The organism is Desulfosediminicola sp., from assembly GCF_048381775.1.
Taxonomy (GTDB): Bacteria; Desulfobacterota; Desulfobulbia; order Desulfobulbales; family Desulfocapsaceae; genus Desulfopila; species Desulfopila ganghwensis.
This window is the reverse complement of record NZ_JBLXGE010000013.1, coordinates 40,654-58,243: the sequence shown is the minus strand read 5'-3', so window position 1 is coordinate 58,243 and position 17,590 is coordinate 40,654. Positions and strand designations below refer to the sequence as shown.

The 17,590-nt window shown below is 49.8% G+C and carries 16 protein-coding genes; 7 read left to right on the top strand and 9 right to left on the bottom strand.

What is annotated here, in order from left to right; genetic code table 11:
* The first annotated feature begins 502 nt into the window (after positions 1–502).
* On the top strand, positions 503–859 hold the full coding sequence (locus tag ACN5NT_RS19095) for a hypothetical protein (RefSeq protein ID WP_136797677.1): 357 nt from the start codon (positions 503–505) through the stop codon (positions 857–859).
* On the opposite strand, the gene ACN5NT_RS19090 is transcribed toward ACN5NT_RS19095, so the two are convergent.
* The 8 genes from ACN5NT_RS19090 to ACN5NT_RS19055 form a co-directional block, all read right to left on the bottom strand.
* On the bottom strand, positions 856–1,128 hold the full coding sequence (locus ACN5NT_RS19090) for a hypothetical protein (RefSeq protein ID WP_419176512.1): 273 nt from the start codon (positions 1,126–1,128) through the stop codon (positions 856–858). The genes ACN5NT_RS19095 and ACN5NT_RS19090 overlap by 4 nt on opposite strands.
* 145 nt (positions 1,129–1,273) lie before the next feature.
* Positions 1,274–2,671, bottom strand: coding sequence for a cobyrinate a,c-diamide synthase (locus tag ACN5NT_RS19085; protein ID WP_419176511.1), 1,398 nt, complete (start codon positions 2,669–2,671; stop codon positions 1,274–1,276).
* A 182-nt stretch (positions 2,672–2,853) separates the two neighbouring features.
* Complete coding sequence (locus ACN5NT_RS19080; RefSeq protein WP_419176510.1) at positions 2,854–3,522, bottom strand: lysophospholipid acyltransferase family protein; 669 nt, start codon at positions 3,520–3,522, stop codon at positions 2,854–2,856.
* Positions 3,519–5,537, bottom strand: a complete 2,019-nt coding sequence (gene uvrB / locus ACN5NT_RS19075) for an excinuclease ABC subunit UvrB (RefSeq protein WP_136797671.1) — start codon at positions 5,535–5,537, stop codon at positions 3,519–3,521. Before uvrB ends, ACN5NT_RS19080 begins: the two co-directional genes overlap by 4 nt.
* Positions 5,538–5,782: 245 nt before the next feature.
* Entirely contained in the window at positions 5,783–6,709 is a 927-nt protein-coding gene (rnhA, locus tag ACN5NT_RS19070; RefSeq protein WP_419176509.1) for a ribonuclease HI, read from the bottom strand.
* Between the two features lie 155 nt (positions 6,710–6,864).
* Entirely contained in the window at positions 6,865–7,602 is a 738-nt protein-coding gene (locus tag ACN5NT_RS19065; protein WP_419176508.1) for a DUF547 domain-containing protein, read from the bottom strand.
* A gap of 75 nt (positions 7,603–7,677) precedes the next feature.
* Positions 7,678–8,394 (bottom strand): TVP38/TMEM64 family protein, encoded by a 717-nt coding sequence (locus ACN5NT_RS19060; protein ID WP_419176507.1) that lies wholly within the window; start codon positions 8,392–8,394, stop codon positions 7,678–7,680.
* 250 nt (positions 8,395–8,644) lie between these two features.
* The gene (locus tag ACN5NT_RS19055; protein ID WP_136797663.1) at positions 8,645–8,848 is read right to left on the bottom strand and encodes a ferredoxin; all 204 of its coding nucleotides are present in this window, start codon (positions 8,846–8,848) and stop codon (positions 8,645–8,647) included.
* A 322-nt stretch (positions 8,849–9,170) separates the two neighbouring features.
* Between ACN5NT_RS19055 and ACN5NT_RS19050 the strand changes: the two genes are divergently transcribed.
* The 4 genes from ACN5NT_RS19050 (at position 9,171) to ACN5NT_RS19035 (ending at position 12,992) form a co-directional block, all read left to right on the top strand.
* Entirely contained in the window at positions 9,171–10,370 is a 1,200-nt protein-coding gene (locus ACN5NT_RS19050) for an FprA family A-type flavoprotein (RefSeq protein WP_419176506.1), read from the top strand.
* A 40-nt stretch (positions 10,371–10,410) separates the two neighbouring features.
* Positions 10,411–10,893 (top strand): hypothetical protein, encoded by a 483-nt coding sequence (locus ACN5NT_RS19045; protein WP_419176505.1) that lies wholly within the window; start codon positions 10,411–10,413, stop codon positions 10,891–10,893.
* 58 nt (positions 10,894–10,951) lie between these two features.
* Entirely contained in the window at positions 10,952–11,764 is an 813-nt protein-coding gene (locus ACN5NT_RS19040) for a rhodanese-like domain-containing protein (protein WP_419176504.1), read from the top strand.
* Positions 11,765–11,846: 82 nt separating this feature from the next.
* The gene (locus tag ACN5NT_RS19035; RefSeq protein WP_419176503.1) at positions 11,847–12,992 is read left to right on the top strand and encodes an MBL fold metallo-hydrolase; all 1,146 of its coding nucleotides are present in this window, start codon (positions 11,847–11,849) and stop codon (positions 12,990–12,992) included.
* Positions 12,993–13,848: 856 nt separating this feature from the next.
* Here the strand turns inward: ACN5NT_RS19035 and ACN5NT_RS19030 are convergent.
* Complete coding sequence (locus ACN5NT_RS19030) at positions 13,849–14,391, bottom strand: NADH peroxidase (RefSeq protein WP_136797654.1); 543 nt, start codon at positions 14,389–14,391, stop codon at positions 13,849–13,851.
* A gap of 238 nt (positions 14,392–14,629) precedes the next feature.
* On the opposite strand from ACN5NT_RS19030, the gene ACN5NT_RS19025 reads away from it, so the two are divergent.
* Both ACN5NT_RS19025 and hcp read left to right on the top strand, forming a co-directional pair.
* On the top strand, positions 14,630–15,421 hold the full coding sequence (locus ACN5NT_RS19025) for a class I SAM-dependent methyltransferase (protein ID WP_419176502.1): 792 nt from the start codon (positions 14,630–14,632) through the stop codon (positions 15,419–15,421).
* A 465-nt stretch (positions 15,422–15,886) separates the two neighbouring features.
* On the top strand, positions 15,887–17,524 hold the full coding sequence (gene hcp, locus ACN5NT_RS19020) for a hydroxylamine reductase (RefSeq protein WP_419176501.1): 1,638 nt from the start codon (positions 15,887–15,889) through the stop codon (positions 17,522–17,524).
* Positions 17,525–17,590: the final 66 nt, after the last annotated feature.

Here is a 17,590-nt window from a genome sequence, read left to right as displayed (position 1 = left end):
TGGCCGGGAATCCTTATAAAGGGCCATAAGCTGCAGCCAACCCGCCACGACCACAAAGTAGCACCTTATTCCAGGGAGATAAAAAAACACCTGTCTTTCGACTCTTTCTGTATTTCTTTCCCTGCATGTTACAAAATAGTCACGTGGTCGGCAAAATCGCTTCGGCACCAGCAACATGCTATGCCCTCTGACTGTGACGTACCCAAATTCCGCACCACCATTGAGCCATCACTTCTATAGCACTATGCACTGCTGAAACTGACAGGGATGTTTTTGGTATCATGCCCGCCTGAGCTGATGAGAATTCCGGGCTCCCGGTAAAACCTTCGGCGCAATCGCTGTTTAGTAATTTTGCCGCACTGTCAAAAATCGAGATTATAGTTGACCCGAGGACGGCTTTGTAATTATGTTGCTGGTTCTTCACCAACGAGAAAAAAACGATCTGCCGGAACTTAACTTCCGGTGGTTTAAGATAATCCATTGAAACAACAATTATCACATCATGGCAAAAAAGATCTCAGAACGAAACCAGAAAAAGAATGAAATCATGGCAGAGAAGCGTGAACTGGCTATGATCGAAGGAATCCTTGAAGGCAGCCCGGATGGTATCGGGGTTGTTGTCATTCGCCTTGACTGCGGTTGCCGCAAGATGGCTGCGGTTGATAAAAGTGGAGAACCTGCATCAAAAATCATCATGTACCGTGACGATGCCGAAACCATCTGTGCCAAGTGCAAGAAGGATAATGGCGACTTTATGCGGGTAACCGAATCCTTTATTCACTGGGTAGATCCGGCACCTTCGGAAGAGGAGCAGGAAAAAATCTATATCAAGGTTATAGGTTCCAGCCCAACCCATTAGAAGTCTACAGAAAAATCGTTTTTGCCCAGATCAGCGTTATCGATGAAAAAGTCATGCTCGCAGACAAGCGAGCAAAGAGAGACTTCGATATAGATTGTTAGAGGTTCAAGCCCAGCATACTGATCCTGATTGAGTCGATATGGCACGCTATCCGGCGTCGCCATATCGATCAACGTCCAACCTGCAGTTCCGCAGTCGCAGTCGCAGTTACGTCCCCCATTCCAACCCGCAGTTGCCGTTACATCGCAGTCACGTCCAACATCCCCCATCCAACGTCCTACCTGCAGTTGCGGTTACACCCAACCCGCAGTTACAGTTGCAGTTGCAGTTGCTTTTCGCAGTCGCTGTTGCAGTCACGTCCAACCTCCAACATCCAACGCCCAACGCCTTTTACGCTTTTACGCAGTTACGCAATTACGCTTTTTCGCAGTTAGCCTTATACTCCCGACACTTCGCAAGCAAGCCAGGCGCCCATTCAGGTGTACCATCCGCGTGAACGTGGGTGTACAGGGCGAGTACGTTCTTATGGCAGAGCCCGTCACGTGACTCCATGAAACCTTTGCCACGCTCCATCGCCACTGTCATACTCTCCTCATCCCAACCCCAGTCTATCACGGTTGAGTAACGAAACTCATGCCCCTTAACCTTGGTTCCCACAGGGTAGAAAGGATTTTCACGGTCCACGGTAAAGGCCGAGTAGCCATGCGCCTGGGGTTTTACCGACATGCCGAAACGGGCGGGAAAAACTCCTGCGAGCGGAAATTCTTCACCATCGAGCTCAATGGATTCGCCAAGATAAATTAATCCCCCGCACTCAGCGTAGATGGGTAGCCCGTCATTCGCCGCCTTCCTGACTGACTGGCGGAAACTTTTGTTGGCGGCTAGCAAGCGGGCACTGGTCTCAGGAAAACCTCCACCTATATAGAGGCCATCCAGCTCGGGCAGCGCTTCATCTTCCAGGGCATTAATAGGTACCAGCTCTGCGCCACCCTGCTCCAGAGCCTCGAGATTTTCTGAATAATAGAACTGAAATGCCGCATCCTGCAGAATACCAATACGCACATCTTTGGCGACCGGCCCGGCAGCAACTTCAACCGGCAGGTATTTCTGTGCGAGATCAGCGTCCAAAGGTTTCATGATCTCTTCAACCCGTGCCAGGTCAATATTTTCTGAGACCGTTTCAATGAGAAAAGAGAGCGCATCCGTCGAATCGGTATATTCCTGATGGGGTATCATGCCAAGATGACGCATCGGAAAAATATCACGCTTCATACGGGGAATCACCCCCAGAACCGGTACTCCGGTATAGCGTTCAACCGCCTCCGTCACCAGACGTTTCTGGCGCTCTGTGGCAATATGGTTCAACACCACACCCTGAATATTTATGCGTTTGTCCAGTTCCATACAGCCCAGTACCATTGCTGCTACCGTCCTGGTGGTTTTGGTGCAGTTCACCACCAGAATAACGGGCAGATCAAGTGAAATGGCAAGCTCTGCCGTGGAAAACCCGCCCTCGGCATTGACTCCGTCATAGAGCCCCCGGTTGCCCTCGAGCAGGGCGATGTCTGCTCCTGCTGCATGGGTGTAAAACGATTGTTTCAACTTCTGCTCATCGACCAGATACGGATCGAGGTTGTAACATTTATCACCTGAGGCCAACTGCAGCCAACCAGCGTCGATATAATCCGGCCCTTTTTTAAATGGCACAACCTGTTGGCCCCGGGCGGCAAAGGCGGCTGTGAGACCGACCGATACCACACTTTTGCCCGAACCTCCGGCAAGCCCTGCAACCACTATCCCTTTAGTCTGCATAATTTCCGTTTTACTCTTTTCTTTTTTGAAGCCTGTTAAAGTTTAAACCGTAAAATTCTATGATATGCTCAGCAAAGCCTGATGGAGAACTGGTTTTCTGCCACAAGTCAGGTACGCGAGCAATATTTTTTATCTCGATAGCGCCGGGTTGGCCCCAAAGCCTTTCTGCTCTGCTCCGGCCTTCAGTGAACCTTCTTACCGTGTAGAGCCCACATCTCGTGGTAAAGTGCATTGAGCCTCTGCTCCAGCTCCAGCCGGTAGGTCTCCACCGCGTCTCCTTTCACCCCCGGCGGTACCCCAAACGGCTCACCGTAAACAAGATCTACTGTCGAAAATGGTTTGGGAAAGGCGGTCCGATCCCAGGAGCGAATGGTACCATAACGGGAAGCTGCCCAGGCCATGGGTACAATAGGGGTTCCACTCATCGAAGCGATCAGGATCGCTCCGGGCTGAGCCACCCGCTCCGGGCCTTGTGAGCCATCCGTGACCAGCGCGGTATTCTCGCCGTTCCTCGCCGCTTTGACCAGATCTTTTAAAGCCTGCACACCCTTCTTATTGCGGGAGCCACGCACGGTTTTAAAACCGAAATGTTCCAGCATCCTGGAGATATATTCACCATCGGCACTGGAACTCACCATAATTACGGCATTATCCTTACGGCAATGATAAAACATCCCCAGCAGGGAGTAGTGCCAGAAAGAGCCGATAACCGCTTTGCCGCTGCCTATCGTATTGTTGCGATTTTCAGCTCCATGAACCCGTATTTTACAGGTGGCATAGACAAGCCGCACTGCCACGCCGATAAGCACAGGTAGCACATATATCGCCAGTTTTTTCAAATACTTTTTCATCCCAACTCAATTTCCAGTTTGCGCAGAGTTTTTATTTTGTCGCGCAGTGCCGCAGCCTCTTCAAAGGCCAGCTCCTTGGCGGCTTGTTGCATCTCTTTTTCAAGCTTTTTGATTTCTCTCTCAAGCTCACCCACCGAGCTGAAATTCGGCAACTCTTCGGCAGCCTCCAGCAGGGCCTGCTGGCGCTCGTCCATCTTGTATCCGGAATTATGCAGATGCTGTTGCATGGTATCCTTGACCTTTGAAAAAATGGTCTGGGGTACCACACCATGTTCTATATTATGCTCATGCTGCAGGGCTCGGCGACGCTCCGTCTCAGCAATGGTATACTCCATGGAACCGGTAATTTCATCTGCATACATTATTACCCTGCCGTTTACGTTTCGCGCAGCGCGGCCGCAGGTCTGGATAAGTGACCGTTCCGATCGCAGGAAGCCTTCCTTATCCGCATCGAGTATAGCCACCAGCGATACTTCCGGAATGTCGAGTCCCTCGCGCAGCAGGTTGATACCAACCAGAACGTTAAACTCATCATTTCGCAGATCACGGATCAGTTCTATCCTCTCCAGGGTCTTGATGTCAGAGTGCAGATAACGAACCCGGATACCCAACTTGTGATAATAGTCGGTGAGATCTTCCGCCATACGCTTGGTCAGGGTAGTGACCAGCACCGCCTCATCACGCTCTGAACGGACACGGATCTCCTCCAGCAGGTCATCCACCTGGCTGGTCGCCGGACGCACCTCGATCACAGGATCAAGCAAACCGGTGGGTCTGATCACCTGCTCGACAATGCGCCCCTCGGATTTATCGACTTCCCAGTCACCTGGGGTGGCCGAAACATAGATCGCCTGGTGGATTCGTCCTTTGAACTCATCGAAGCGAAGAGGTCTGTTGTCCAGGGCTGAGGGCAGGCGAAAACCGAAATTGACCAGGGTTGTCTTACGGGACCGGTCACCATTGTACATACCATTCAACTGGCCGATTCCGATGTGACTCTCATCTATGAATATCAGGAAATCTTCGGGAAAATAATCGAGCAGGGTCGGCGGTGGAGCGCCTTCCGGTTTCCCGGTTAGATGACGACTGTAGTTCTCGATACCGTTGCAATAGCCCAACTCATGGATCATCTCCAGGTCAAACATGGTCCGCTGTTCCAGCCGTTGCGCTTCCACCAGCCTGTTTTCACTATGGAACTGTTCCAGCCGCCAATTCAGCTCTTCCTTGATTGTCCGGTTGGCGATTTGCAACCTGTCTTTAGAAGTAACATAATGGCTTCCTGGAAAAACCGTATATTCATCGAGCTTCTCGATAACCACGCCGCGAAGAGGATCGATGACATAAATCTCCTCCAGGGTGTCGCCAAAAAATTCCAGACGAATGGCCCGATCTTCCTCATGCACGGGGAAGATGTCGATAACATCGCCGCGAACCCTGAAAGTACCCCGATGAAAAGAGATGTCGTTTCGCTCAAAGAGCATATACACCAGCCTGCGCTGCACATCCTCCATGGGATGTTCTTTATCGCGCTGCAGAAACAGGTGCATATTTTTATATTCTTCAGGGGAACCAAGACCATAGATACATGAGACAGAGGCCACAATCAGTACATCCCGCCGGGTCAGAAGTGATCGGGTGGCGGAGTGGCGCAGTTTATCAATGGCATCATTGATTGAGGAATCCTTTTCAATATAGGTATCCGACTGGGGGATATAGGCCTCTGGCTGGTAGTAGTCGTAATAGGAGACAAAATACTCCACCGCATTCTCCGGAAACAGCTCCTTGAACTCGGTAAAAAGCTGTGCCGCCAGGGTCTTATTGGGAGCAATGACCAGAGTGGGTCGCTGAACCTTTTCAACCACACTTGCCATGGTGAAGGTCTTACCTGAGCCGGTTACACCAAGCAGTACCTGATGCTTTGCTCCATTCTGAATTCCATTGGTCAGCAACTCTATCGCTTCAGGCTGATCTCCGGAGGGTGTGAACTTGGTAACAAGTTTAAAAGGCTTTTCCATAACTATATATTACGCAGTCCTCTCAAATGACGCTGCGCTTGCAATCAGAGAGTTTGAGGTGCAATTGCTTAAGACGGATAATTTACCAGATGAGGAGAAGATTTACTACGGACCAGTGTGAAGACCGGATTTCTGGAATATATACCTGTGAATCCGGTTCGAACAGGCACCAGAATTTCATTTTCCCTAGAGACAATCCGTATATCTCCCAAAGCGATACGTCAAGAAGACCGGCTGAAACAGCCTTATGCTTCCTGCGGAATGATTTCTGTATAAAATTCCCCCGCCAGCTCTTTTGCTTCTGCGTTGTGACACGGCGGAGCTTTCTTATCGATCTGATGAAAGAAGACCGGGTACGACTTGAGAAGTTCAGCCAGCGCCTGCCATTCCTGACGGTTGCTGACCTCCTGCCCTTCTCGGGTATGCCAGTCACGACGCTGCCATTGTCGCAGCCAGTTACCGGCACCATCTTTTAAATAGCCGGAAGTCGTGTAGACATGGACCGGCAGTTTGCGTTTAAGCAGTTTCAGCGCTTCTATGGCAGAGACAATGTGCAGGCCATTGCCGGTTCCCACCTGCCTGGTTCCACCTATCACCCGATGGTGATCGCGAAAGCGCATGATTCCCGCCCAGGCGCCCGAGGAACTTTTCTGCCTCCAGGTAATCGCCAGAAAAATATGCACGCTGTTCTGGTCACCCAACGGCAACACCGGTACTGGTCGCGCACTTCGGGCGAGCTCGTCCACCTCATTATTCAAAGGGTCATCCGCATGGCCCTTAACCCAGTTCCAATCGACCTGATGCCGATTTACCTCAACCAGCAGAGCCCGCCACAGATCCCGGTTTCGCACTGCATCTCCGGTAATGGTCGACCAGTCGCGCTGCTGCCAGTTGGGGAGCCATTCGGTAATACCATCTTTCAGGTAACGGGAATCGGTGAACAGACACACCCGGTGACTGGCAGAAAGTGACTGGAGGGCTTTCAGGGCTGCGGTCAACTCCATACGGTTATTGGTTGTTGCCTCCTCAGTCCCCGTTAGAGTCTCACGCTGGTCCTCATTATCCAGCACTATCGCTGCCCAGCTGCCAGGCCCGGGATTGGGGCTGCATGACCCATCCGTATAAATCCGCACCTCCGGCAAACCGTCTTCTGCCTTCATCTCCTCACTCACCCTTCACTCCTTTCTCCTCCCACCTCACGCCTCTTACCCAGCGGTTCCAGTTGCTGTTCCTTTTGCTTTTACGCCCTACCCGCAGTTGCCGTTGCTGTAGCACTTACGTCCAACGTCCCCCATCCAACGTCCTACCTGCAGTTACAGTTCCGCAATTAAAACCCATTCAACGACCAATCATACTTCAAAAATCGCACCTGCAAATCACTTCCAGCGCCATTTATCGCCCCAAGCATCTCAGGCGCGGCATACTTTTTCACAAATCCACCGATATCATTACCAAAGTCTACCCCAAACCACTTGAATATTTTTGACACATAGAGGGTGTTGCCGGCAACATAATTTGCTTTGGGGTCATTGAGAAACGATACCGTATTTCTTTGCAACTGTTTTTCCACCTCAGCTCCGGTATACGCCTCAGAGATGAGTGGCGGACAGCTTTTGGCAGCGCAGTTTATGGCGAAATGGATTCTTGGCTCATTAAAGCGTGGCCGCAATATTTCATGCTCAACATCATCGAGGCTCATTTTCAGTCCTCCGATATGAACAAAAGAAATTGACCAGGGTGATGAGAAAAGACCGCCGATATCTTTTATCGACTCAACAGGTCTTCCTGAGATAAAATTACGCAGGATGAGTTTTACAGTATAGGCATTGTAGGCATTTATATAGTACGCCAACTGATCGTTACGACTCAACACACCGGGATTCGTTGCATCAAGTCGGGACAGATATACATCAAGTTTCTTCTCATCCTCCTTAAGGGCCGTATAGTTCACCTCCCCCTGGTGGACATGCTTTTTGAGCAACTGATCCCAATCACTATGCAGATCCACTGCTTGAACACTGAGAGGTACAAGAAGTAACAGCAACAGGCAAATCGCTTTTGGCATGGCTCCCTCCATTCTTTGCATAGCATGCGCTATGTTGCTCAACCGCTCACAAATATGTGGTCTGTATCAGACCAGTTACTCTTCTTCCTTCGGCTGTCCGGCCCCAATTACCCGGGGCCGGACAAACTGCATGATTTTTTTAACGGTTAGTGGAAACAACCCCAAAATGACGAACGAAGCGATGAGACTGGGGGAAAGAATCCCCGATAACGAGTCAATTTTAGCTAACTCCTTGCCCGCGTTGACATAGACAATGGTACCGGGCAGCATCCCAAGCTGGGAGACCCAGAAAAAGGTGATCAACCGCATAGTCGTCAAGCCCATGACGAGGTTGATGACAAAGAACGGGAACACCGGAATCAGACGCATGGTGAAGAGATAAAAGCCACCCTCACGGTCAATGCCTTCGTTGATCGTCTGCAATTTCCCGCCAAACCTCTGCTGCACCCAGTCCCGCAGCAGAGTGCGCGCCACCAGGCAGGCCAGGGCGGCTCCGATGGTAGAGGCAAAAGACACCACAACAGTTCCCAGCACCAGGCCGAAAAAGCCGCCACCGGCAAGCGTCATAACCGCCGCTCCCGGAAGCGACAGAGCGGTAACCAGTATATAGATGGCCATATAGGCTGCGATCACCGCCAACTGGTGCTGTTCATAGAGAAGCTGGAATTTTTCCTGGGAGCTCTTGAGATATTCCAGGCTGAGGTATTGCCCAAGGTCGTAGTAAAAGAAGACAGTTACCACACAAATTACCAATGCCCCCAGAATGCTCTTTTTCACTAAATTTTTCTTCATAGGGTGACCCGCATCCTCATCTGCAGTCATACAAATCAACTGCGGTCTTGTTCAGAGTTTCATCCAGACTCGCTCACATTCTCCTCGCACCACAGGCCCAGCCCGCATTTTTTTCAGCTCAGGCAGCCTTCGCTTCAATTATCACCGGAAGTAAATGATAGTAGCCTATTGTAACAGCAAAAAAATGAAGACGATGCGCGGACTGTGCCCCTCCCACCTCTTACTTCGTGAAGTTTTGTTTTAGAGCCGATCATTCATCTATATCTTCCCAATAAATGCAGTCTTTGGGACAATTCTTGATAGCCTCCCAGACGATTTCGGCAGGATATGTTTCCACATCAACAACTTCCATTCTGCCGGTTATTTCATTATAACGAAAAATCTCCGGGGCAACCTCTATGCAGCCACGACAGTCACTGCAGCGCCCGGTATCAATGACCAATATGCGTTTCATTCCTTACCTGTTTCATGCCATACATAATTTTTTAATTCTCAGCCAACCTATAGGCTTGCCCGATTTTTCAATACAATCAAAGCTCACAATCCCCTTGACACTTCCAATAATTATTACTACTTAATCATCTATGTCAACTCTGGCTCCCTCGCACCATCTCTTCTTGTAATCGCCTCATATCTCAAATAAGATCTAAGGATAATGCAGAGATATGACCGAGCCGCAATTGCATGGCAGCTCTTGCCTGTTTCATATTGCAACCGTCGTAGAAGGTGGAGGTTGGCTTTAACTCTTATATCGTATTTCTGCAAATGGAGTGATAATGAACCCGACAGAATTAGCCAAAGGTATTTACTGGGTAGGTGCGGTAGACTGGGATGTCCGCGATTTCCACGGTTACTCCACCAACCGTGGCACAACCTACAACGCGTTTCTCATCGTCGACGAAAAAGTAACCCTGTTCGATACTGTAAAGCGCTCTCATCTTGGTGAGTTGCTGCGTCATGTCAGCGCGATTATAGACCCTGCTAAAATCGACTACCTCGTCGTTAATCATGTGGAGATGGATCATTCCGGTTCCCTGCCTGAATTGATGGATATCATCAAACCGGAAAAACTGTTTTGCTCGCCAATGGGCCAGAAGGCCCTGCTCGATCACTTCCACAGGGAAGACTGGCCATACGAGGTGGTAAAGTCCGGCACCGAGGTCAGCCTTGGCAAGCGCACCATTCAATTCCTTGAAACCAGAATGCTGCACTGGCCTGACTCCATGTTCTCCTTCATCAAGGAAGACGGCATCCTCTTTTCAAGCGATGCATTTGGTCAGCACTATGCGACCAGCGAACGTTTTGATGACCAGGTACCACTCTCAGAGGTAATGGAGGAGAGTGCAAAATATTACGCCAATATCCTCTATCTGTTCTCCCCGCTGGTCAAAAAACTGCTCGCCTCAGTGGCAGAGATGAACCTCGACATCAAGATGATCGCTCCGGATCATGGTATTATCTGGCGCACCAACCAGGATAAGATTCTGGCAGCCTACCAGAGGTGGTGTAGCGGCCAGGCAAATGAGAAAGCACTGGTTATTTACGACACCATGTGGCAGTCCACTGCGCAGATGGCGCAATCAATAGCAGGGGGACTTGAAGAGGCCGGGGTTTCTACTGAAATGCTCAACCTGCGTTATAACCACCATAGTGACATTATGACAAAAGTGCTTGAGGCAAAAGCACTGGTGGTGGGTTGCCCAACCCTCAACAACGGGCTTCTGCCGCGAATGGCTGGCTTTCTCACCTACATGAAAGGCCTTAAACCGGTTGGTAAGATCGGTGCCGCTTTTGGCTCCTTTGGCTGGAGTGGTGAATCGGTCAAGCTCCTTAATCAGGCGCTGGAGGAAGCAAAAATAGAACTGGTTGAAGAAGGATTCAGGCATAAATACGTGCCCGGACCGGAAGTTCTCGACGAATGTCTGGAGATGGGCCGCAGAATTGGCGCGACCATCAAGGAGAAGAACGCCGAATAGCTCTTTTGATTCGCGTTAGACAAACCACAATGAGGTGAGCATGGAACGGATTGCGCAACATAAAATTCTGGTTGCGGGCAACTCTTTCGAGCAATGCTGCGACAGAGTCCGGAAATTCTTCGATCTCACCTCGCTGGTAATATACGATTGCATCCAGGTCATTGATGAGCTCTGCCACCACGGTCCGGATGCAGACTTTTTCCCGGAACTCAAAAAAGCTGAGCAGAAGAATCAGCTCACCATCAATTCATTGATCGATGAGCTGGAATCGGCTGGTATCAACAGAATTAGTGACCTGAGAAGCAAAGACCCGGGATACAGCAGTAAAGTCTTTCATATCCTGGCCCACTTGCTCGATGGCTTCATTGGCATTGACTCCTACTTTTACAGCATCGAATCAGACAGTCACAGGCTGTCAGATCAGGCACGCAGCCAACTCCAGTCAGCACCGGACAAATATTGGCTGATTCATCTCGACTGTTACTCAGAATTACCCGAAGAAGCCGGTATTCTGCATATGTAATACTTTCAGAAAACCCATTCTCTGATTAGGGAATCATTTTAATAACGAGGAAATTGTGATGAACTGGTTTTCACTTTTCGCCAAAAACGAGAACATCAGCCCGGATGAAGCCAGAAAATACCTGGACTCCAGCCCACCCGGTTCCCTACAACTGGTGGATGTTCGCCAGCCAGGTGAGTACCAACAGTCGCATATCCCCGGTGCCAAACTCATCCCCCTGGGCGAACTGCCCGATCGCCTGGATGAACTTGACCCGAATAAAGAGACAATCGTCTACTGCCGGAGTGGAGTACGCAGCCGGGCAGGCAGCCAGATCCTCAGCAAAGCGAATTTCTCTCAGGTCTTGAATATGACAGGTGGCATCATCGGTTGGCAGGGTTACCAGGCCAGCGGCGAAGAAGAACTCGGTCTCGAATTTTTTCTCGATGCCGATTTCAGTTCAGCCTCCCAGATGGCTTTTGCCATGGAAGTTGCCCTTAAACAACTTTACATGTTGCTGGCTGAACGAACCGACATTCAGGAAAACAAGCAATTCCTTACCAGGCTTGCAACTTTTGAAGACAGCCATATGGCCAAGCTCCGCGCCCAGTATCCTGCACTCGCCACCAACGCCACCATCGCCAGGCCCGCGCCTGCAGAAGGCGGGATTGAGCCCGAAGCATTTTTGGCTCGTTACAGTGACCAACTCATAGACATTGAGTCGATTATACAGGCGGGAATGATGTTTGAAGCCCAGGCGTACGACATGTACAACCGGCTGGCCGACAAAACAGACGAATCAGAGCTGAAAGACTTCTACCTCAAAATGGCTGCAGAAGAGAAGACACATCTGCAAATCCTCGCTAAGGAGTTGAACAAACAATTGAACTAGCAGTCCGGCCGACTGTTCATGAACCAGATACGACCGGGACAGTCACGTTAAAACCGTATTCATCTTTCAAGGAGAAGAAGGTATGAGTATTTTTTTGTACACTGCTGCAGAGTTGTTCGACTGGCTGACCGCCAGAAAAGAGCTGGTAGTTCTCGATGTTCGAAACTCAACGGATTTCCAAAGATTCCAGATTGAGTCACCCTACCCTTTCGAAATGTTGAACATATCCTACTTTGACTTCATGGAGATCGAAGAGGAATGTGTCGCCCGACTGCCCCGTGATAAACAGATCCTGATAGTCTGCGCCAAGGAAGGCTCAGCCAAATTTGTTGCCGATCTGCTCGAAAAAAATGGTTTTCGCGATATCGGTTACCTGCAGGATGGTATCAAGTCCTGGGGCAACCTGCTTGTGCCCGTATTACTCAATCCTGATGAGCCATATGAACTGTACCAGTTCATCAGACCGGGCAAAGCATCCTGCAGTTATGGGCTCGGTTATAAAGGTGAGTTAATCCTTTTTGACCCCACCCGGGCCACCGACTTCTACCTCAATTTCGCCCAGGAGAGAGGCTATACCATCAGTCTCAGTTGCGAGACACATTTGCAGGCTGATTATATCGCAGGCAGTCGTTTGCTCAGCGAAAAAACAGGATGTCAGGTGCTCGCCAATGCAGGCGATTTTACCGGTGCCCAATTCACCTGGACACCCCTTGAAAATGACCAGATTCTCCCCATAGCCGCCGGTGGCCCTGAGATTCGTGTGTTATTCACGCCTGGCCACACCCCAGGCTCCACCTGTTTCCTGATCGACAACCGATATTTAATCTCCGGAGATACTGTTTTTATAAAGTCTGTCGGTAGACCGGATCTTGGCGGCAAGGTTGATGAGTGGTCCGATTACCTTTTTAGAACCCTGCAGAATATTCAGCAACTCGACCCGGCCGTAATTATTCTACCCGGCCACTTTATCAATTGGCAGGAAGCCACTGAAAAGCTCACTTTCGCCGCCCCTCTCAAACAGGCGATACGTGATAACAAAGCCATTTACGACATCAGCAACGAAACCGATTTCCTGAAATTCATCAAAGCCAACATTCGGGAACAACCACCTGAATATGCCGAAATACGCAAAGTGAACGCAAACCTGCTGCAAGTTGACGCTGACCGGGCAGAGGAACTTGATCTCGGCAAAAATGAATGTGCTGCGGAACAGATGGGGAAGGGTTGAAGGGTTGAACGGCAACTGCAACTGCGACTGCATGTAGGACGTTGGACGTTGGATGTTGGACGGAACTGCAAGGGCAACTGCAGGTTGGAAGTTGGACGGGGGACGTTGGACGGAACTGCAAGGGCAACTGCAACTGCGGAATAGCAACTGCAGGTTGAACGTTGGATGTCGGACGTTGGATGTAACGGCTACTGCAACTGCGGGTGGGATATAATACCAGGATGTTATGTTAATAAAAAAGGTTGAGCGGAAAGAAATTCCGCTCAACCTTTTTTGCTCTCATATGGTTAAAAACCGTTCCCTGGGAGGATATGAGATAGTGGCAGTACTGAATCAAATCCTGGAACACCTCGCCGGCAGGACATCTTCTACCTGCTTAATTTTCCAGTTTTCACCTCTTTCACTCTGGTAAATGAAAGAGTTGGTCAAGCATGAGATCAACCTTTTCCTCCAGATTGCTTACCCATATTTTATTGCACATACAGATAGCATCTCTAAAGAGATAATCTCGTGCCAGCCCCGGTAGAACTGATCAGCGGCATAGTACAACCACTGACCACGAACAGTGGGTCCGGTCTGTTCTTTTCTACAGGTCATATTTACCTGCAATCGCTACCAAACGACATTAGCGATCACCCCAACACCACCTACCCAACAAGCCAGGAGCGCTGAAATCCGAGAATTTACTTAATCATCTAATATCTTGAACAAAAGATATATTTCGATAGCCAGCCAATCACCTTTACCCACGAAAACGTTGTAGATGACCTGATATCCGAGGATTTGCCCGCATCGTAATATCTTTCATATACGATGCGGGCCATTGACGAAGGAGATCAGGTCATATCCAACGTTTTTACTTGAAATAACGGTTTAGGAGGCCTGCAAAAGCCTGCCCATGCCTCGCCTCATCCTTACACATCTCATGTACAGTGTCGTGGATAGCATCGAGATTCAGCTGCTTGGCGCGGGTGGCGAGTTGCTTCTTGCCTTCACATGCGCCGTGCTCTGCTGCTACACGAGCCTCGAGGTTTGCCTTGGTGTCACCAACTACAACTTCGCCCAGCAGTTCTGCAAATTTCGCTGCGTGCTCTGCCTCTTCCCAGGCGATACGCTTGTACGCTTCTGCAACTTCAGGGTATCCTTCACGATCTGCCTGGCGAGCCATGGCGAGATACATACCAACCTCGGTACACTCACCGGTGAAGTTCATTCTAAGTCCCTCAACGATCTCCGGGTCAACGCCTTCGGCAACACCAATGACATGCTCGTCTGCCCATGCCAATGCACCTTCTTCCTGAGCCTTGAACTTTTCTGCCGGAGCGTTACACTGCGGGCATTTCTCTGGTGCGGATCCTTCGGCTACGTAACCACAAACTGTACATACATATTTTTGCATTGGAGAATCTCCTGAATAATTATTATCATTTGTTATTGAGAATCATTACTGACTCGATTGATTGGCATATTACATAGTCCGTAATCGCTTTGCAAGACCTTTTTTCTTTAATTTTAATAATACTGAGCTTATCTTCCATAAAGCCTGTATCTTCTTATCCTCCGGGAGGTTGTGGGATAGTCCGACAGACTCTCAGACCGTCTTTTTTTAGCAAAACTCCATTAGAATTTGTCCACTCATGAAGATTTATTCCGACTACGATCAAGAACCCGAGGATCAGTTCGAACCGCTTTCTCCCGGATTTTATACAGAGATGTATGAACTGGAAATGGGTAGGTTCGACGCTGACCTTTGTTATTACAAGGAATTTTTAGCTGCCAGGTCATCGATTCTTGAGATAGGTTGCGGTACTGGTCGGTTGAGCCGGTTGCTTGCTGAGGAGGGACACCAGGTTACAGGTATTGATCTGTCTGAAGCTATGCTTGCCTGCGCCGGAAAAAAGGGCGGTACCAATATACGTTATATTAATATGGACATGCGTGACCTGCAGCTGTCCGAAAAGTTTGACGCTGTCATCATTCCTTACCATACGCTCAACCTGCTTGCCGACGAGCAGGATATTCTTCGCACCCTCACAGGATGCCACAGCCATTTACGGACAGACGGGCAACTCCTGTTACAGCTGTACATTCCCAATGCTGTAAATGCCGATGACAGAAACGCATCATTTCAATTTCAAATGTTCGATCGCCCGGCTGGCGGGAAAATCGTCAAGGAGATCATTAAAAAAATTAATCCAGAGACTGGCGTGCTCGAGATGACTGAACGTTATAAGATTCGCCCAATGCAGGCCGGACAACCCAACACAAATTTCAGCCATACCATGCAACTGCATTCCGCCCCCCAGGAGCAATGGATGCGCTATATTGAAGCAGCAGGGTTTGATATCCTTTCTTCAACCAACCGCTATTACCCGAGCGCCACCCCTTCCCCCAATATGCTCCTCCTCCATTGCCGCAAAACCGAATAACCACTCGTCGCCCGCCTTTGCAGTAGCTGTTGTAGTTAACGCAATTGCCTTTGCAGTTAACGCAGTTGCCGTCACGTCCAACATCCCCCATCCAACATCCTACAAGTAGTTGCCGTTCCAGCAGCAGTTCCGTCCAACGTCCCACTTCCAACGTCCTACACGCAGTTCCCGTTGCAGTTCCGCACTTGCAGTCCCCCTCCCACCTAACCCCTCTCACCTAACTGTTGTTGCAGTTCCCACCCGCCTTTCCCGTCGTCGTTAACGCAGTCACCCCTCACCACAAACCACCTTTCCAAGAAATTCTAGTTTCTTGACCTGAGTCAAGGTTTTTGCGACACTACTTTTGTACCCTTGAATTATAAAGAGGTTCTCCTGACCTTGAGCCTCTGCCTTATCCGTCGAGAGTTAGTGCAGTTCAAATTAACCTATATCCGCATCGCGGACCATGCCTCCGGAGGTTTTCCTATGTTTTGTAATCAATGTGAACAAACAGCTCAGGGTATCGCCTGTACCAAAGCTGCAGGAGTATGCGGTAAAAAGGCCGAAGTTGCAGCTCTCCAGGACCTGCTGACCTATGCAGTTCAGGGACTCTCAGTCGTTGCTTCAGAGGGTAGAAAAAATGGTGTTGTCGATAATGCCGTCGATCGCTTCGCCGCGGAAGCAATATTTGCCTGCCTGACCAACGTTGATTTTGACCCGGACCGTTTCGCAAACTGGATCAACACTGCGGTCAAGCTTCGTGAAGAGCTCAAAGTGAAAGTGAAAAATGCAGGCGGCAATGTCAATTTTACTGAAGCCCCGGTTTCTTACACTCCCGCACCGACCCTTGCAGAACTCGAAGAACAGGGAGATCAACTTGATCTGATACAAAAACTTGATACCAATGATGACCTTCGCTCACTCAAGCAATTGACCTTGTATGGCATCCGTGGTCTTGCCGCTTATACTGATCATGCAGCTATCCTTGGCCAGGAAGATGACGCAGTTTATGCCTATATCCACGACACCATGGCAGATCTGGCCAGACAAGGACAATCACTTGAGCAGTTGGTTGGTCTCGCCCTCAAATGCGGTGAGGTGAACATCAGAGCTATGGAACTGCTCGATGCCGGCAACACCGGCACCTATGGTCACCCCGTTCCCACCGAGGTACCGCTGGGGCACAAGAAAGGCAAGGCGATCCTGGTTTCAGGCCATGATCTGCGCGATCTTGAGCTACTCCTGAAACAGACTGAAGGTAAAGGTATAAACATATATACTCATGGCGAGATGCTGCCCTGCCACGCCTACCCTGAACTCAAAAAACATGACCATTTCTACGGCCATTTCGGTACCGCCTGGCAGAATCAGAAAAAGGAATTTCCGGAGTTCCCTGGTGCCATCCTGTTCACCACCAACTGCATTCAGAAGCCGGAAGAATCGTTTGAGGCAAATGTATTCACCACCGGACTGGTAGGCTGGCCCGGCCTGGTTCATATCGGAGACAGTAAAGATTTTACCCCGGTGATCGAACGAGCTCTGGAAATGGATGGCTTCACAGACGACCTTGATAAAGGCACTGTGCTGTGCGGCTTCGGCAGAAACACCGTACTCAGTGTTGCTGATAAGGTGATTGATGGTGTGAAGAATAAAGATATCCGTCACTTCTTCCTGGTTGGCGGTTGTGACGGCGCTAAGCCCGGGCGCAACTACTATAGCGATTTCGTTGACCAGGTACCCCAGGACTGTATAGTAATGACCCTGGCCTGCGGCAAATTCCGCTTTTTCGATAAAAAACTTGGCGACATTGGCGGCATCCCCAGATTGCTCGATGTAGGCCAATGTAACGATGCATACTCAGCGGTTCAGATCGCCGTTGCTTTAGCCAACGCATTTGAGTGCGATGTCAATGAACTGCCGCTGTCCATGATACTTTCCTGGTATGAGCAGAAGGCGTGCGTCATCCTGCTGTCACTTCTGCATCTCGGCATTAAAGACATCAGGCTCGGACCCTCCCTGCCGGCCTTTATTACACCTAATGTTCTTGATGTACTGGTACAAAACTTCGATATCAAGCCAATCGCGGCCACTGCCGCTGAAGATCTGCAAACAATCCTGAACTAGTTTTTGTTGCTTATCATCGCTTCATGAGGCAGGATGCACCTTCGCATCCTGCCTTTTTTTTCGCTT

Bases quoted from the DNA above. Each gene is read 5' to 3' on its own strand.
- ACN5NT_RS19095 (WP_136797677.1), top strand. From the start codon at position 503: ATGGCAAAAAAGATCTCAGAACGAAACCAGAAAAAGAATGAAATCATG.
- ACN5NT_RS19090 (WP_419176512.1), bottom strand. From the start codon at position 1,128: ATGGGGGATGTTGGACGTGACTGCGATGTAACGGCAACTGCGGGTTGG.
- ACN5NT_RS19085 (WP_419176511.1), bottom strand. From the start codon at position 2,671: ATGCAGACTAAAGGGATAGTGGTTGCAGGGCTTGCCGGAGGTTCGGGC.
- ACN5NT_RS19080 (WP_419176510.1), bottom strand. From the start codon at position 3,522: ATGAAAAAGTATTTGAAAAAACTGGCGATATATGTGCTACCTGTGCTT.
- uvrB (WP_136797671.1), bottom strand. From the start codon at position 5,537: ATGGAAAAGCCTTTTAAACTTGTTACCAAGTTCACACCCTCCGGAGAT.
- ACN5NT_RS19065 (WP_419176508.1), bottom strand. From the start codon at position 7,602: ATGCCAAAAGCGATTTGCCTGTTGCTGTTACTTCTTGTACCTCTCAGT.
- ACN5NT_RS19060 (WP_419176507.1), bottom strand. From the start codon at position 8,394: ATGAAGAAAAATTTAGTGAAAAAGAGCATTCTGGGGGCATTGGTAATT.
- ACN5NT_RS19055 (WP_136797663.1), bottom strand. From the start codon at position 8,848: ATGAAACGCATATTGGTCATTGATACCGGGCGCTGCAGTGACTGTCGT.
- ACN5NT_RS19050 (WP_419176506.1), top strand. From the start codon at position 9,171: ATGAACCCGACAGAATTAGCCAAAGGTATTTACTGGGTAGGTGCGGTA.
- ACN5NT_RS19045 (WP_419176505.1), top strand. From the start codon at position 10,411: ATGGAACGGATTGCGCAACATAAAATTCTGGTTGCGGGCAACTCTTTC.
- ACN5NT_RS19040 (WP_419176504.1), top strand. From the start codon at position 10,952: ATGAACTGGTTTTCACTTTTCGCCAAAAACGAGAACATCAGCCCGGAT.
- ACN5NT_RS19035 (WP_419176503.1), top strand. From the start codon at position 11,847: ATGAGTATTTTTTTGTACACTGCTGCAGAGTTGTTCGACTGGCTGACC.
- ACN5NT_RS19030 (WP_136797654.1), bottom strand. From the start codon at position 14,391: ATGCAAAAATATGTATGTACAGTTTGTGGTTACGTAGCCGAAGGATCC.
- ACN5NT_RS19025 (WP_419176502.1), top strand. From the start codon at position 14,630: ATGAAGATTTATTCCGACTACGATCAAGAACCCGAGGATCAGTTCGAA.
- hcp (WP_419176501.1), top strand. From the start codon at position 15,887: ATGTTTTGTAATCAATGTGAACAAACAGCTCAGGGTATCGCCTGTACC.